13 protein-coding genes are annotated in these 13464 nt (G+C 72.7%); 4 read left to right on the top strand and 9 right to left on the bottom strand.

Annotation, left to right across the window (positions count from 1 at the left end; genetic code table 11):
* Positions 1-11 precede the first annotated feature (11 nt).
* Complete coding sequence (locus ACLJQZ_RS25160) at positions 12-3434, top strand: indolepyruvate ferredoxin oxidoreductase family protein (RefSeq protein ID WP_410622329.1); 3423 nt, start codon at positions 12-14, stop codon at positions 3432-3434.
* On the opposite strand, the gene ACLJQZ_RS25165 is transcribed toward ACLJQZ_RS25160, so the two are convergent.
* The 4 genes from ACLJQZ_RS25165 to ACLJQZ_RS25180 form a co-directional block, all read right to left on the bottom strand.
* Positions 3415-4041: a helix-turn-helix transcriptional regulator gene (locus ACLJQZ_RS25165; protein ID WP_410622330.1), complete on the bottom strand. Its 627-nt coding sequence runs from the start codon at positions 4039-4041 to the stop codon at positions 3415-3417. The two genes, ACLJQZ_RS25160 and ACLJQZ_RS25165, sit on opposite strands and share 20 nt — an antisense overlap.
* A gap of 63 nt (positions 4042-4104) precedes the next feature.
* A complete protein-coding gene (locus ACLJQZ_RS25170; RefSeq protein ID WP_410622331.1) occupies positions 4105-5103 on the bottom strand; it encodes a GlxA family transcriptional regulator in 999 nt (332 codons plus the stop codon).
* Positions 5104-5123: 20 nt separating this feature from the next.
* Positions 5124-5630, bottom strand: a complete 507-nt coding sequence (locus tag ACLJQZ_RS25175; protein ID WP_410622332.1) for an ATP-binding protein — start codon at positions 5628-5630, stop codon at positions 5124-5126.
* Positions 5631-5711: 81 nt separating this feature from the next.
* The gene (locus ACLJQZ_RS25180) at positions 5712-5921 is read right to left on the bottom strand and encodes a molybdopterin-binding protein (RefSeq protein ID WP_326951012.1); all 210 of its coding nucleotides are present in this window, start codon (positions 5919-5921) and stop codon (positions 5712-5714) included.
* Positions 5922-6112: 191 nt separating this feature from the next.
* On the opposite strand from ACLJQZ_RS25180, the gene ACLJQZ_RS25185 reads away from it, so the two are divergent.
* A complete protein-coding gene (locus ACLJQZ_RS25185) occupies positions 6113-6832 on the top strand; it encodes a M24 family metallopeptidase (protein ID WP_410622333.1) in 720 nt (239 codons plus the stop codon).
* Positions 6833-6877: 45 nt separating this feature from the next.
* On the opposite strand, the gene ACLJQZ_RS25190 is transcribed toward ACLJQZ_RS25185, so the two are convergent.
* On the bottom strand, positions 6878-7519 hold the full coding sequence (locus tag ACLJQZ_RS25190) for an FMN-dependent NADH-azoreductase (protein WP_410622334.1): 642 nt from the start codon (positions 7517-7519) through the stop codon (positions 6878-6880).
* An 82-nt stretch (positions 7520-7601) separates the two neighbouring features.
* Here ACLJQZ_RS25190 and ACLJQZ_RS25195 point away from each other — a divergent pair, with 82 nt between their 5' ends.
* Positions 7602-8078 (top strand): MarR family winged helix-turn-helix transcriptional regulator, encoded by a 477-nt coding sequence (locus ACLJQZ_RS25195; protein ID WP_410622335.1) that lies wholly within the window; start codon positions 7602-7604, stop codon positions 8076-8078.
* On the opposite strand, the gene ACLJQZ_RS25200 is transcribed toward ACLJQZ_RS25195, so the two are convergent.
* Positions 8075-8695: a SecDF P1 head subdomain-containing protein gene (locus tag ACLJQZ_RS25200; protein WP_410622336.1), complete on the bottom strand. Its 621-nt coding sequence runs from the start codon at positions 8693-8695 to the stop codon at positions 8075-8077. The two genes, ACLJQZ_RS25195 and ACLJQZ_RS25200, sit on opposite strands and share 4 nt — an antisense overlap.
* Positions 8696-8849: 154 nt before the next feature.
* On the opposite strand from ACLJQZ_RS25200, the gene ACLJQZ_RS25205 reads away from it, so the two are divergent.
* Positions 8850-10043 carry a carbohydrate-binding protein gene (locus ACLJQZ_RS25205; protein ID WP_410622337.1) on the top strand — a complete coding sequence of 398 codons (1194 nt, stop codon included), beginning with the start codon at positions 8850-8852 and terminating at the stop codon, positions 10041-10043.
* Between the two features lie 49 nt (positions 10044-10092).
* Here ACLJQZ_RS25205 and ACLJQZ_RS25210 read toward each other — a convergent pair whose 3' ends face one another.
* The 3 genes from ACLJQZ_RS25210 to ACLJQZ_RS25220 all read right to left on the bottom strand — a co-directional run bounded on the left by ACLJQZ_RS25210 (position 10093) and on the right by ACLJQZ_RS25220 (position 13454).
* Positions 10093-11877 carry a glycoside hydrolase family 76 protein gene (locus tag ACLJQZ_RS25210; RefSeq protein ID WP_410622338.1) on the bottom strand — a complete coding sequence of 595 codons (1785 nt, stop codon included), beginning with the start codon at positions 11875-11877 and terminating at the stop codon, positions 10093-10095.
* 66 nt (positions 11878-11943) lie between these two features.
* Entirely contained in the window at positions 11944-12561 is a 618-nt protein-coding gene (locus tag ACLJQZ_RS25215) for a CPBP family intramembrane glutamic endopeptidase (protein ID WP_410622339.1), read from the bottom strand.
* Positions 12558-13454 (bottom strand): NAD(P)H-binding protein, encoded by an 897-nt coding sequence (locus ACLJQZ_RS25220; protein WP_410622340.1) that lies wholly within the window; start codon positions 13452-13454, stop codon positions 12558-12560. The genes ACLJQZ_RS25215 and ACLJQZ_RS25220 overlap by 4 nt, the downstream gene beginning before the upstream one ends.
* Positions 13455-13464: the final 10 nt, after the last annotated feature.

The following is a 13464-nucleotide window of genomic DNA, read 5'->3' on the forward strand; positions in this document are numbered from 1 at the left end:
GGAGCCGCGCCGTGGAGTCGTTCACGCTGGAGGACCGCTACCTGCGGGAGGCGGGAACCGTGCACCTCACCGGGGTGCAGGCCCTGGTGCGGCTGCTGTTCGACCGCGTCCGCCACGACCGCGCCCATGGCGGCGACCCCGCGGTGTTCGTCTCCGGTTACGAAGGCTCACCGCTGGCCGGGTACGACCTCGAGCTGGGCCGCCGCGCGACCCTGCTGGAGAAGCACGCCGTCGTGCACCGGCCCGGGCTCAACGAAGAGCTGGCCGCGACGTCGGTGATGGGCAGCCAGCTCGTCGCGGGCGCCGGCGGGCAGCGCGGCGTCACCGGGTACTGGTACGGCAAGGCGCCGGGTCTCGACCGCGCGTCCGATGCCCTGCGCCACGCCAACCTGGCCGGCACCGACCCCCGCGGCGGCGCGGTCGCGCTGGTCGGCGACGACCCGAACGCTAAGTCCTCGACGATCCCCTGCGCGTCCGAGCTCACGCTGGCCGACCTGGCCATCCCGATCCTGTACCCCGCCGACTCGCAGGACGTCCTCGACTTCGGGATGCACGCGGTCGAGCTGTCCCGCGCCAGCGGCCTGTGGTCGTCGCTGAAGGTCGTCACGAACGTCGCGGACGCGTCCGGCACCGCCCAGGTCGGTCCACAGTGGACGGCTCCGGACCTGGGACCCACGGCCTACCGGCACGCTCCGACGTCGAAACTGCTCGGCGCGAGCCTCGCCGCGCTGGAACGCAGCCTCTTCACCGTGCGGCTGCCGCTGGCGATGGAGTACCTGCGCCTGAGCGGGCTCAACCGGATCACCACGCGCGGCCCCGTCGACCGGATCGGCATCGTCTCGGCCGGGAAGTCCTACCTGGACGTCCAGCAGGCCCTGCGCATCCTCGGCCTGGACGAGGAAGCCTTGCACCGGCACGGCATCCGCGTCCTCAAGCTGGGTGCGATCCACCCGCTGGAGCCGTCGATCGTCCGCGAGTTCGCCGACGGGCTCGACGAGATCGTCGTCGTCGAGGAGAAGCGGTCGTTCATCGAGGCCGCGCTCAAGGAGGTCCTCTACGGCACGTCCGGCGCGCCCGCCGTGCACGGCAAGAAGGACACCGACGGCCGCACGCTGTTCACCGAACTGGGCGAGCTGGACCCGGACGTCGTCGCGACCGGCCTGGCCCGGCGGCTCGCCGCGCACCACGAGATCCCGTCGGTCGAGGCCTGGCGCGGTCGCCGGCGGCGCGAACGCATCTCCGTGCCGCTGCTGGCGCGGACGCCGTACTTCTGCTCCGGCTGCCCGCACAACTCGTCCACGAAGGTCCCGGAGGGCACGCTCGTCGGCGGCGGTATCGGCTGCCACACGATGGCCTTGTTCATGGAGCCCGACCAGGTCGGCTCTGTCCTCGGCGTGACGCAGATGGGCGGCGAGGGCACCCAGTGGATCGGCATGGCGCCGTTCGTCGAGGCCGATCACTTCGTGCAGAACATCGGCGACGGCACGTTTACCCACTCCGGCAGCCTCGCCGTGCGCGCGGCGGTCGCGGCCGGCGTCAACATCACCTACAAGCTGCTCTACAACTCGGCCGTCGCGATGACCGGCGGGCAGGACGCCGTCGGCGCGCTGCCGGTGGAGAAGGTCGCCGAACTGCTGCTCGTCGAGGGCGCGAAGCAGGTCGTGATCACCAGTGACGCGCCCGGGGCCCTGCGCCGCCGCAAGCTGCCCGCCGGCGTCGTGGTCCGCGACCGCACCGAAATCCTGCGTACGCAGGAGGAGCTCGCCGCCGTCCGCGGCGTCACCGTGCTGATCCACGAGCAGGAGTGCGCGGCCGAGAAGCGGCGGAAACGCCGTCGGGGCAAGCAGGAGACGCCCGCGACCCGCGTCGTGATCAACGAGCGCGTCTGCGAAGGCTGCGGCGACTGCGGCACCAAGTCGAACTGCCTGTCCGTGCAGCCGGTGGCCACCGAGTTCGGCCGCAAGACCACGATCCACCAGTCGTCGTGCAACGTCGACTACTCCTGCCTGGCCGGCGACTGCCCGTCGTTCGTCACCGTCGTGCCGACCGGCCGCAAGCAGCACCGCAAGCTGGGCGAGCTGGCCGCCGACGCCGTCCCCGCGCCCGCCTCGCCGGGGTCGCCGGACTTCACCGTGCGGATCACCGGCATCGGCGGCACCGGCGTCGTCACCGTGACGCAGATCCTCGCGACGGCCGCGGTGCTCGACGGCCGGCACGTCCGCACGCTGGACCAGACCGGGCTGGCGCAGAAGGGCGGCGCCGTGGTGTCCGACCTGAAGGTGACGGCCGAGCCGGTCGCCCAGGCCGCGAAGCTCGCGACCGCGGAGTGCGACCTCTACCTGGCGTGCGACGCGCTCGTCGGGGCGGACGCGACGAACCTGGGCGTGGCCGACCCGGGCCGGACGACGGCGGTCGTGTCGACCACCGAGGTGCCCACCGGCCGGATGGTCGTCGACACGACGGTGGCGTTCCCCAGCCCCGGCAGCGTCCTCGCGCCGCTGGAAGCCGCGGCGGCGCGCACCGTGTCGCTGGACGCGCGCGGCCTGGCCGAGACGCTGTTCGACGACGACCAGTTCGCGAACGTCCTGCAGCTCGGCGCGGCCTTCCAGACCGGCGTGATCGGGCTGCCCGCCGCGGCGCTCGAGCGCGCGATCGAGCTGAACGGCACCGCGGTGGCCGCGAACCTGCAGGCCTTCCGCCGCGGCCGGCAGCTCGTCGCCGACCCGGCCGCTCTGGCCGCCGCGGTCACCCCCGCGCCCGCCGCGACGCCGAAGCCCGCCGCACCGGCCGTGCGTTCGCTGGTGCACGCCGAGCCCGGGTCCGAGCTGGCGCGGCTGCTCGACATCCGGATCCCCGACCTGGTCGCCTACCAGGACGAGACGTACGCCCGGACGTATGCGGAATACGTCGAGCAGGTGCGGGTCCTGGAAGACGGGCCGACAGCGGTCACCGAGGCCGTGGCGAAGCACCTGTACAAGCTGATGGCCTACAAGGACGAGTACGAGGTCGCGCGGCTCTCGCTCGACCCGGCGTTCACGGCGGACCTCGAAGTGCAGTTCGGCACGGGGACGCGGTTCGCGTACCGGCTGCACCCGCCGGTCCTGCGCACGCTCGGCATGAAGCGCAAGATCAGCCTCGGCCCGTGGTTCCGCCCGGCGTTCCGGCTGCTGCACGCGCTGCGGCGGCTGCGCGGGACGAAGTTCGACCCGTTCGGCCGCGCCGAGGTCCGCCGGGTCGAGCGCGAGCTGGTCGAGGAGTACCGCGGCGTCGTGCTGCGCGCGTTCCGGGCCGAGGACGTCGACCTCGCGCAGGTCCTGGCGCTGGCCGAGCTGCCCGACCTGGTGCGCGGCTACGAAGACGTCAAGCTGGCGAATGTGGCGCGGTACCGGGAGAAGCAGGCCGAGGTACTGGCGCTCACGCACGCAGGTAGCTGAGCATCGCCTGGGCCTCGTCGGGGACGCGCAGCTTCGTGCTGACGTCCCCGGCGTGGCGGCGCGCCGCGTCCGTGCCGATGCCGAGCAGACGGCCGATCGCCGGGACCGAATGGCCTTCGGCGAGCAGCGCGACGACCTCGCGTTCGCGCGCCGTGAGCGTGGTGACCGGGTCGCCGGGCCGGCGCCGGTCCAGTTGCAGGGCGACGACGTCGCGGTCCAGCACCGTCCCGCCGGCCGCCACCCGGCGAAGGGCGTCCAGGAACTCGTCGGCCTTCCCGACGCGCTCCTTGAGCAGGTAGCCGGCCCCGCCGCCGCCCGCGGCGAGCAGGTCGCCCGCGTAGCCGTCCTCGACGAACGCGGACAGCGCGAGGATCGCCAGCCCCGGCGCCCGGCGACGCGCTTCCAAAGCGGCGCGCAGGCCTTCGTCGGTGAAGGTCGGCGGCATCCGGACGTCGACGACGGCCAGGTCGGGTGCCACGTCCCCCACGGCGGTGAGCAGGTCGTCGGGGTGGTCGACGGCCGCGGCGACGACGAACCCGGCGCTGCGCAGCAGCAGCACGAGCCCTTCCCGCAGCAGTGCGTCGTCCTCGGCGATCACGATCCGCACGACGGCCGGCCTCCTCACGTCGATGCCCCCTACCGGAAAGCACGGACACGGCGGCCGAAACGTTCAGGAAATGCCCGTGGTCCGGAACCGGGACCGGTAGTCGCTCGGCGTCACGCCCAGGCCACGCGCGAAGGCTCGCCGCAGCGTCTCCACCGAGCCGAAACCCGAGCGGCGGGCCACCACGTCCAGCGGGTCCACGGTGCCCTCCAGCTGCTGCTGGGCGAACTCCAGGCGGACCTGCTCGACGAACCGGGCCGGCGTCCGCCCCAGCTCCTCCCGGAACAGCCGGGTCAGGTGCCGGACGCTGACACCCGCGCGAGCCGCCATGTCGCCGAGCGTGTGCGGGGCCGACGGGTCCGCCGCGACCGCGTCCAGCAGGCCCCGCAGCACCTCGTTGCGCGGGCGGCCCGTCTCCAGCCGGACGCTGAACTGCGACTGCCCGCCCGGCCGCTGCAGGAACACCACCAGGTGCTTGGCCACCAGCCGGGCGATCTCCGGGCCGAGGTCCTCCTCGACCAGCGCCAGCGTCAGGTCGATGCCCGAGGTGACGCCGGCCGAGGTGATCACCGGGCCGTCCTTGACGAAGATCGCGTCCGCGTCGACGCGGACCAGCGGGAAGCGGCGGGCCAGCTGGCCGGTCAGGTCCCAGTGCGTCGTCGCGCGCCGGCCGTCCAGGACGCCCGCCGCGGCCAGTGCGAACGCACCCGCGCACACCGACGCCGTCCGGCTCGCGCCGTCGGCGAGGCGGCGGATCTGGGCCACCAGCTCGGTGTCGGCGATCGTGCGGACCCACTCGGGACCGCCGGGCACCAGGACCGTCGCCCCGCGCGGGTCGGCCGCCGCCAGGTCGAGGTCGGCGCCGAGGCGCGTGCCGGTGTTGGCGCGGACGTCGGCGCCGCCGGGCGACGCCGTCCGCAGCTCGTACCGCCCGCCGTGCTCGTTGGCCTCGGCGAACACCTCCAGCGGACCGGAGACGTCGAGGAGGCGGACGCCGTCGTAGAGCACGACGAGGACGGGACGGGCTTTCACCGGTCCAGTATCACCAGTTCCGCCTCCGCCCATCTCGGCGGGAGAGCCGGTGCTCAGCCCTCGCCGGACCAGCCGCTCAGCCGGGTGAGCAGCCGTTCGAGGACCTGCGGGTCCGCCGTCACCGGGTCACCGGAGACCGGCTCGTCGACCAGCGTCCGGCGATCGCCCCGGCGGGGCAGGCGCACCTGCTTCGCGGTCATCCCGCCGGGCAGCGGCAGCTCGCACCAGGTGGTGCGGCCGCCGCCGGGAGCCGGGTCGACGCCGACGCGCTCGCCGGGTGCGGCCTGGGGTGGCGGCAGGTGGGGCAGGTTGTCGTCCACCTCCACCAGCAGGACCTCGGCGGTCAGCCGCAGCCGCAGGGTGACGAAGGCGGGTGCCTTGGGGTCGCCGGCGTCGATGACCGCCTCGACCAGGCGTCTCGCCGTGGCCGTGACCTGCTCCAACATCGGCTTCAAGGACCAGTCGCTGAGAATCAGGCGGACGAACAGCTCGCTGACCGGCAGCGCGCTGGGCTGCGCGACCAGCCGGAGGTCGTCCATCTGGGAGGTGTGCGCGCTCAAACCTGACCTTCCTCGGCCCGGGTGCCACTGTTCGAGTCACGCATCATGCCACCCGTCCGGGAACCACCCGTAAGGAGGACGTCACTCGACGCCGAGCATGACCTCCGTGGACTTCACGAGCACGGTCACCGGCTTGCCCGGCGCCAGCTCCAGCTCCTCGGTGGCGTCCTTCGTGATCGACGCGACGACCTGCTGGCCGCCGTCGAGCTCGACGGTCACGACGGACATCACGGCGCCGGGCTTGATGGCCGAAACGGTGCCGGTGAGCTGGTTGCGGGTGGAGAGACGCATGGCCGTCCTAACGGGTTACAGGGGCGGTGAACGGCGTCAGGCTACGACCTTTCCGCAGGTCACGCCGCCGGAAGCGGCCCGGCACGATCGGGTGGTGCGGCACCGGGGCGGGCCCGTTCACCGCAGCTGCGTCGCGGCGGGACGCGCTGGGGAGCACCCGCGAATCCGGTGTGACTTGCTACCGTCGGCCCATGGGTGACGTGGTCGAGGACGAAGCGCTGCGGGCCGAGCGGCTGCTGGACGCGCAGGCGAAGGCGGTCGAGCTGTTCGCCGCGGTCGAGGAACGCGGGATCCTCGCGCCGGGCGTGCGCGAGACCGAGGCGAGCGACGCGATCCGCGACCTGGCCGGGGACCTGCTCGGCATCCGCCGCTACTGGCACAAGCGGATCGTCCGCGCCGGCGTCAACACGCTGCGGCCCTACCGCGAGAACCCGCCGGATCGCGTGCTCGGCGAGGACGACATCGCCTTCGCCGACTTCGGCCCGATCTTCGAAGACTGGGAAGCCGACTTCGGCCGCACGTTCGTGCTGGGCGACGACCCGGTCAAGCACGCGCTGCGCGACGCGCTGCCGAAGGTGTTCGACGCCGGGCGCGCGTACTTCGACGCGCTGCCGGACATCACCGGCGAGCAGCTGTACGCGCACATGGTCCAGCTCGCGCACGAAGCGGGCTGGGAGTTCGGCGGCGAGATCGCCGGGCACCTCGTCGGCCAGTTCCCGCACGAGACGATCGACGGCGCCAGGATCGCGTCCTACATCGCGCCCGGCAGCGACCAGCCGATGCGCCGGCCGGACCGGGGCGGCCAGGCGTCGCACTGGATCCTGGAGGTCCACCTCGTCGACCGCGACCGCGAGATCGGCGGCTTCCTCGAGCAGCTCCTCGATCTGGGCCCCGCCGCCGCGCAGTCTTGACGTCCTCCTCACCGGCCCCGACGCCGGTGAGGAGGACCGGTCACCTCAGACCCGCGCGGTCGCCCACAGCTCGTCGATGGTGCGTTCGGCCGTCGCGAGGCTGGCGTCGGCCAGCGGGATGAGCTCCGCCATCGCCGGCTTCACGTACGACAGCGTCAGCTCGGCGGTGATGAACCGCGGCTCCAGGCCGGTCGGCGCGAGGCCGTGCGGCAGCCACGCCTCGGCGTGGTCCCAGCCCGCGCGGGGCGTGCCCGCGCCGTAACCGCCGCCGCGGCTGGCCAGCACGATGAACTCCCGGCCGCCGAGCAGGCCGGCCATCGTCACGGCGTCGGTCGAGAGCCCGGGGGCGATGAGGTGGTCGACCCACGCCTTGACGCTGCTCGGCGGGCCGAAGTTGTACAGCGGCAGGCCCAGCAGCACGGTGTCGGCCGCCTGGACCTCGCCGACGATCTCCCGCGTCAGCGCCCACGCCGCCGCCTGCGCGGGCGTGTGGCGCTCCGGCGGCACCCGGCCGGCCGTCCCGCCCGCCGCGTCGATGTGCGGCACCGGGTTTTCCCCCAGGTCGCGGTAGGTCACCGTGCCGTCGGGGTGGGCGGCCCGCCACGCGGCCGCGGCCCGCGCGCTGAGCCTGCGGCTCACCGAAGCCTCGCCGGTGATGCTCGAGTCGATGTGCAGGAGATGCGCCATGTCGTTCGCCGTCCATAGATCGTTGGTGTTAGACAAACCATTAATAGCACATCGATCATCAGGCCGGCCATATACTGGGCAGATGACTTCGCTGCCGGTCGTCAACCAGCCGCCCCACCGCTGCGGCGCGCTGCTCGACCACCTCGCGCGCCGGCTGCGGCTGCGCAGCGAGTCGGTGCTGGCCCCGCTCGGGCTGCGCCCGCGGCACCTGATCGCCCTGACGGTGCTGCGCGACCAAGGCGGCAGCTCGCAGCAGGACCTGGCGAAGATCCTCGAGATGGACGGCACGAACGTCGTCGGGCTGCTCAACGACCTCGAGACGGAGAACCTGATCGAGCGCCGCCGCTCCCCCGTCGACCGCCGCCGGCACATCGTCGAGCTGACCGACGTCGGCGCGAAGCTGCTGGCACGCGCGGAGTTCGCGCTCGCCGCGGTCGAGGACGAGGTGTTCAGCGGCCTCGACGAAGAGCAGCGCGAGACGCTCTACACGCTGCTGCAGCAGGTCACGAGCACCACGAACATGGAAGCCTGCACGGAAGCCGCGAGCCGCCCCTGCTAACCGCCCGCGATGTCGCGGGCCAGCTGCCGCGCCTCGGGCAGGGTGAACTCCCCGGAGATCTGCGTTTCGCCGCCGGTGATGGCGGACTGGACGGCCGGCGCGGTGAGCACGCGGCTCTGAAGCACCATCGCCACCTGCTTGCCGACGTTCCCACCGGTCCATTCCGCCCAGGTCCGGGTGCCGGCCGCGGCGAACCGGATCTCGATGACCGGGCGGCCTGACTGCGGGTCGAGGCGGGCGGCCACCCAGCCGACGTCGGCGCCGCTCAGGAACGCCGGGCCGAGCACGTACTTCGTGCCCTTCGCGCGGTCGCAGCTGACCAGCGGCCGCGCCGGGTCGTCCCGGCCGGCCAACGGGTCCGGGCTGCCCTGAGGACAGTCGAGCGCGGCCGCGGCGGCCTGTTGCGCGGCGGGGTCGGCACTCTGCCGATCCGGCGCCGAGCCCGTCGGTGCCGGTGAAGGTGACGGCGGCAGCTCGGTCAGGACCGGCCGGAAGTGCAGCAGCGTGCCGTCCTTGACGACGAAGCCGTCTCCCGAGGGTGCCGCGCTTCCGGGCACCTGGGCCGAGCACCCGGCGACAGTGACGAGGACGGCCAGCGCCGCGAGGGAGATCCGCACGGGACTCATTGTGACGTCCCGGCCCCGGATCGGGAACTTACCACTGGTAACTCCTTGACTTTACCAATGGTAAGACGCACTCTACTGAGGCTAATTCGTCTAGACCAATCTGTCCGCTCTTCGAGGTACCTCCCCCGAGAGGAGAGACACCACCATGTCCCCCCGGAAACCGGCCAAGGCCGCCGCCGCGCTCGCCGCCGCGACGGCCACAGCGGCCGCGCTCGTGCTCGCCCACGGCGCGGACGCCAGCCCGGCCGCCCCTGCCACAGCCACAACCACAGCCGCCTGCGGCGTCCTGTTCGACGACTTCCACTACGCCTCTCCCACCGACGGCGCGTTCGGCGCGGCCGGCTGGACCACCCGCAACGACGTCGGCAGCCCGGGCGTGCCCGGCGCGCGCTGGCTGACGAGCAACATCAGTTTCCCCACGGTGAACGGGGAAAAGGTGGCGCAGCTCAACGCGTCCACCGACGGCAGCGCGAACGGCACGACCCACGCCGAGATGTACCAGAACCAGCTGCGGTTCCTGGACGGCACCTACGCCAGCCGCGTGAAGTTCACCGACGCGCCGGCCAGCGGCACGGACGGCGACCACGTCAACGAAACGTACTTCACGATCTCGCCGCTGCGGTACGACCGCGACCCGCTATACAGCGAGCTCGACTTCTCCGAGTACCTGCCCAACGGCGGCTGGGGCGGCTCGACCGCGAACTACCAGACGTCCTGGTACACCTACTGGAACAACCCGTCCTGGGACGGCCTGCGCACCTCCACCGCGCAGAACCGCAGCTTCGACGGCTGGCACGACATCGTCACGCAGGTCTCCGGCGGGCACGTGAAGTACTACCTCGACGGCGTCCTCACCGCGGACCACACCACCGACGCCCAGGGCGATCCGGTCTACCCGCGCACGCCGATGTCGATCAACTACAACATGTGGTTCATCGACACAGCCGGCCACACGAGCGGCACCAGCACCTACACCGAGCAGGTGGACTGGACCTACTACGCGGGCAACCAGGTCGTCACCCCCGCCGCCGCGGTCGCGCAGGCCTCGAACTACCGCAGCGCGGGCACCGCACACGTCGACACGGTCGGCTCCGGCAACTGCACCACGCCGACCAGCCCGCCGCCGACGACCACCCCGACGACACCCACCACCCCGACGACCCCGACCACGCCGACCCAGCCCGCGAACTGCTCCAGCGCGGCGGAGTGGAACTGGGGCACCGTCTACCTCGGCGGGCAGCGGGTCAAGCACAACAGCCACCTCTGGCAGGCGAACTGGTGGACGCAGGGCTCCGAGCCCGGCCTCACCGCGCAGTGGGCCGACCTCGGCCACTGCTGAGCCAGGCCGGGCCGCTGCGTGGCTTCCCACCCGCCGCGTCCGGCCCGGCCTACCCCGCCGCAAGCACCGCTTCCAGCCCGGACGCCTGGGTCCGCCAGTCGGTCGCGTTCGGCGTCGCCCCGCTCCAGCGCTCGCCGATCCGGTCGAGCGAGTCGCGATCGCTCGCCCACAGCGTGTCGGCCTGCTTCTGCGCGAAGGCCCGGTAGGTCGCCGAGCCCGTGGCGTTCGCCAGGTCGCCGAAGTAGCGCATGAAGATGCCCTTGAACTGCTTTTGGTTGTCGTCACACGAGTTCGCGGCGTCGCAGGACTCGACGAGCACGCCGTTCGCGGTGAGCCGGGACGTCGCCGCGTCCGCCAGCCTCCTCGCGGCGTCCAAATAGGACGTGACGCCGGTGGCGCGCCAGAGTTCGACCAGCCCGCCGATGCCGAGGCCCTGGTTGTACGTCCAGACGGTCTGGCCGTTGTTCGCGCACGAGGACGTCAGGCCGTCGTTCACCAGGCCGGAAGCGTTGATCAGGCCGCCGTTCAGGTACCAGTCGCCCGCGGTTCGAGCCCGCTGGCCCCACACGGTGTCACCGGCGAGCCGCGTGTGCAGCGACGCGGTCAGCCGCAGGTACAACCCGCTCGTGACGGCGTTCTTGTACGTCCGCTCGCGGTTCCACCACACCCCGCCACCGCAGGTGCCCGTGTCCCAGAAGCCGTTGACATAGCTGGCGATCGTCGTCGCTTCGGTGAGGTAACGCGCGTCGTGGGTGCGGTCGTAGACGGCGATCCAGGCCAGGCCCCACCACGCGCTGTCGTCGATGGCGCGGCTGACGAAGTCGCCCTCGATCGGGTCGGAACTGCGGCCCCCGGCGGGGAAAGCGGCCCGGTTGACGTCGAAGGTGCGCGCCATGGCGGCGTCGAAGCCGCCCGCGTCCGCGACGGCCGTCACCGCGACCGCCGAGTTCCACCAGCTCGACGGCCACCACGCGGTGTAGGGCTCGAAGGACCACATCAGCGCGTCCACCGCGCCGGCGGCCCGGGTCGTCGCCGAGCGCGCCCAGGCCGTGCAGCTGCCCGAGGCGTGCGTGGCTTCCCGGCCGCACGCGCGCACGGCGCCGCCGTACAGCCGGCCGCGCGGGTCCCGCGTGGCGAACGCCGTGGTGTGGGTGCCGGTCGCGCCCGCGGCGACGCTGGTGCGGCCCAGCGACGAGCCGTCCGGCCAGCTCGCGCCCGCGTCCCAGGACCGGTCGAGCCAGACCTCGTCGCCGGCGCCGCCCGCTTCGATGCCGGCCCACGCCATGCTGCGGCCGTCGAAGTGGAGCCGGATCGTGCGGCCGTAAAGGGTCGTGGGAGCGACCGGCTGGGCGTCCCCGGTGCCCGGGGCGGCCCGGTCGCACGCGGCGTCGCAGACGTCCGGGTAGATCCAGGCGGTGCAGGCGACGCCCTGCGCATCCCCGCAGGCCCGGACCAGGCCGCGGCGGTGATGCGCCGGATCGGTGAGGTTGTACATCAGCGTGCGGGTGCCGGTCCGGCCGCTGGGGATGCTCGCCTTGCCCAGCAGGCCTTCCCAGGTCGCGCCACCGTCCCAGGAGCGGTCGAGCCAGACGGCGTCGTTGGCGACGCCGTTGTCGATGCTCGCCCAGGCCATGCCGTCGGGGTCGGAGGCGTGCAGCCGCACGACCCGGCCGTTGATCACCTTGTCGGGCAAGGGAAAGCTCTCTCGCGCGGCTCGCGATGGATCGAGCGTGTCGCACGAGGTCACGCACACCGCCGTCGCCGCCTCAGCAGGCCGGGCGGACAGGGGTGACAGGGAACCGAGGACGAGCAGGAGCACGAGCAATGTCCGCATCGACATCCCTCTCCACGCGCCGGAGTTCTTTCCAGGATAGGAAATCCGGCGCCCGGTCAGAAGGGTTCAGACAACTTCTGGCTCGTTCCGGACAATCGCCGACGGGGGGCCGAACAGGCGCGGCATGACCGCGAGCATCAGCGCGGACCAGACCACGTGCGTCAGCACCGGTGCCTGGACGCCGTCGCCGCGGTGGCGCTGCCACGCGAACAGCGACCCCATCACCGCGGACGCCAGCACGAGCGCGGGGTTGCGGGTCGCGCAGGTGGACAGCACGTAGATCGCGGTGGAGCGGCGCGCGCCCGCGGCGTCGTAGAGGGCGCCGCGGAAGAAGACCTCTTCGGCCGCGCCGGTCAGGAGCGTCGTCGCCACCACCGACGTCGTCGAACCGCGGTGGGCGTAGTCGAGCACGCCGGCGATCGCGCGGCGCAGCGGCGGGATGTGCCGCGACACCAGCGCGCAGCCGTAGAACACGCCGAACGCGCCCGCGCCGGCCAGCACCGGCTGCACGACGTCGCGGCGGCCCCGGCGCACCGGCCCGGCCGCACGCGCGCCCGCCAGCCAGGTCGTGGCGACGCCCGCGGTGAGGCCGTAGAAGCGGAGTGACCCGGGTGGGCTGGACAGGGACGCGCCGAGCAGCCCGGTCCCGGCGGCGGTCACGGCGGTCAGGAACCGACGTTTCATTCGGCCCGCCGGCTCTTCGCGCGCTCGCCGAGGGCCTGGAGCACGGCGTCGTCGTAGCTCATCGGCTCGAACTCGACGATCTTGCGGATGCTGTCGTCGCGGACGACGACCTCGTTGGTCATCGAGTCGATCAGCGAGCGCCCGGTCTGCACGTCGATGTCGGTGACCAGGGAGAGCCAGTACGACGAGAGCCGCGGCGACAGCAGCGGGACGGGCACGATCACCAGCGGCCGGCCTTCGATCGCGGCGACGCGCTGCAGCATTTCCCGGTAGGCCAGGACGTCCGGGCCGCCGATGTCGAACGCGCGGCCCGCGGCGTCGGCGTGGTCGAGCACGCCGACGAGGTAGCGGACGACGTCGTCGATCGCGATCGGCTGGGTGCGGGTGCCGACCCAGCGCGGGGTGACCATCGCCGGCAGGTGCTCGACGAGCTGGCGGGTCAGCTCCCACGACGTGCCGCCGTGCCCGATCACGATCCCGGCGCGCAGCACGGTGACCGGCACGCCGGTCTCGCCCAGCAGCTCTTCGACCTCGCGGCGGCTGGCGAGGTGCTCCGAGAGCGTGCCGTCGTCGTCCCCGAGCCCGCCGAGGTAGACGATCCGGCCGATCCCGGCGTCCGCCGCGGCCCGGGCGAAGGCGCGCGCCGCCTCGGAGTCGCGGCGCTTGAAGTCCGAGCTGTCGAGCGAGTGGACGAGGTAGTAGGCGGCGTCGGCGCCCTTGAGCGCGTCGCGCAGGGAACCGACGTCGGCGACGTCGCCGCGGACGGGTTCGCCGGTGCCGCGGTAGTCCTCGGGTCTGCGGGTCATCGCGAGCACGGTGTGCCCGGCTTCATCGAGTGCCGGGCACAACCGGCTGCCGACGAACCCCGACGCTCCCGCTACCAGCACTCGCATACCGGTGACG

Source organism: Amycolatopsis sp. cmx-8-4 (genome assembly GCF_046548675.1).
In the GTDB taxonomy this organism is placed as follows: Bacteria; Actinomycetota; Actinomycetes; order Mycobacteriales; family Pseudonocardiaceae; genus Amycolatopsis.

Bases quoted from the DNA above. Each gene is read 5' to 3' on its own strand.
- ACLJQZ_RS25180 (WP_326951012.1), bottom strand. From the start codon at position 5,921: ATGCGTCTCTCCACCCGCAACCAGCTCACCGGCACCGTTTCGGCCATC.
- ACLJQZ_RS25210 (WP_410622338.1), bottom strand. From the start codon at position 11,877: ATGCGGACATTGCTCGTGCTCCTGCTCGTCCTCGGTTCCCTGTCACCC.
- ACLJQZ_RS25170 (WP_410622331.1), bottom strand. From the start codon at position 5,103: ATGGGCGGAGGCGGAACTGGTGATACTGGACCGGTGAAAGCCCGTCCC.
- ACLJQZ_RS25195 (WP_410622335.1), top strand. From the start codon at position 7,602: ATGACTTCGCTGCCGGTCGTCAACCAGCCGCCCCACCGCTGCGGCGCG.
- ACLJQZ_RS25215 (WP_410622339.1), bottom strand. From the start codon at position 12,561: ATGAAACGTCGGTTCCTGACCGCCGTGACCGCCGCCGGGACCGGGCTG.
- ACLJQZ_RS25190 (WP_410622334.1), bottom strand. From the start codon at position 7,519: ATGGCGCATCTCCTGCACATCGACTCGAGCATCACCGGCGAGGCTTCG.
- ACLJQZ_RS25220 (WP_410622340.1), bottom strand. From the start codon at position 13,454: ATGCGAGTGCTGGTAGCGGGAGCGTCGGGGTTCGTCGGCAGCCGGTTG.
- ACLJQZ_RS25185 (WP_410622333.1), top strand. From the start codon at position 6,113: ATGGGTGACGTGGTCGAGGACGAAGCGCTGCGGGCCGAGCGGCTGCTG.
- ACLJQZ_RS25205 (WP_410622337.1), top strand. From the start codon at position 8,850: ATGTCCCCCCGGAAACCGGCCAAGGCCGCCGCCGCGCTCGCCGCCGCG.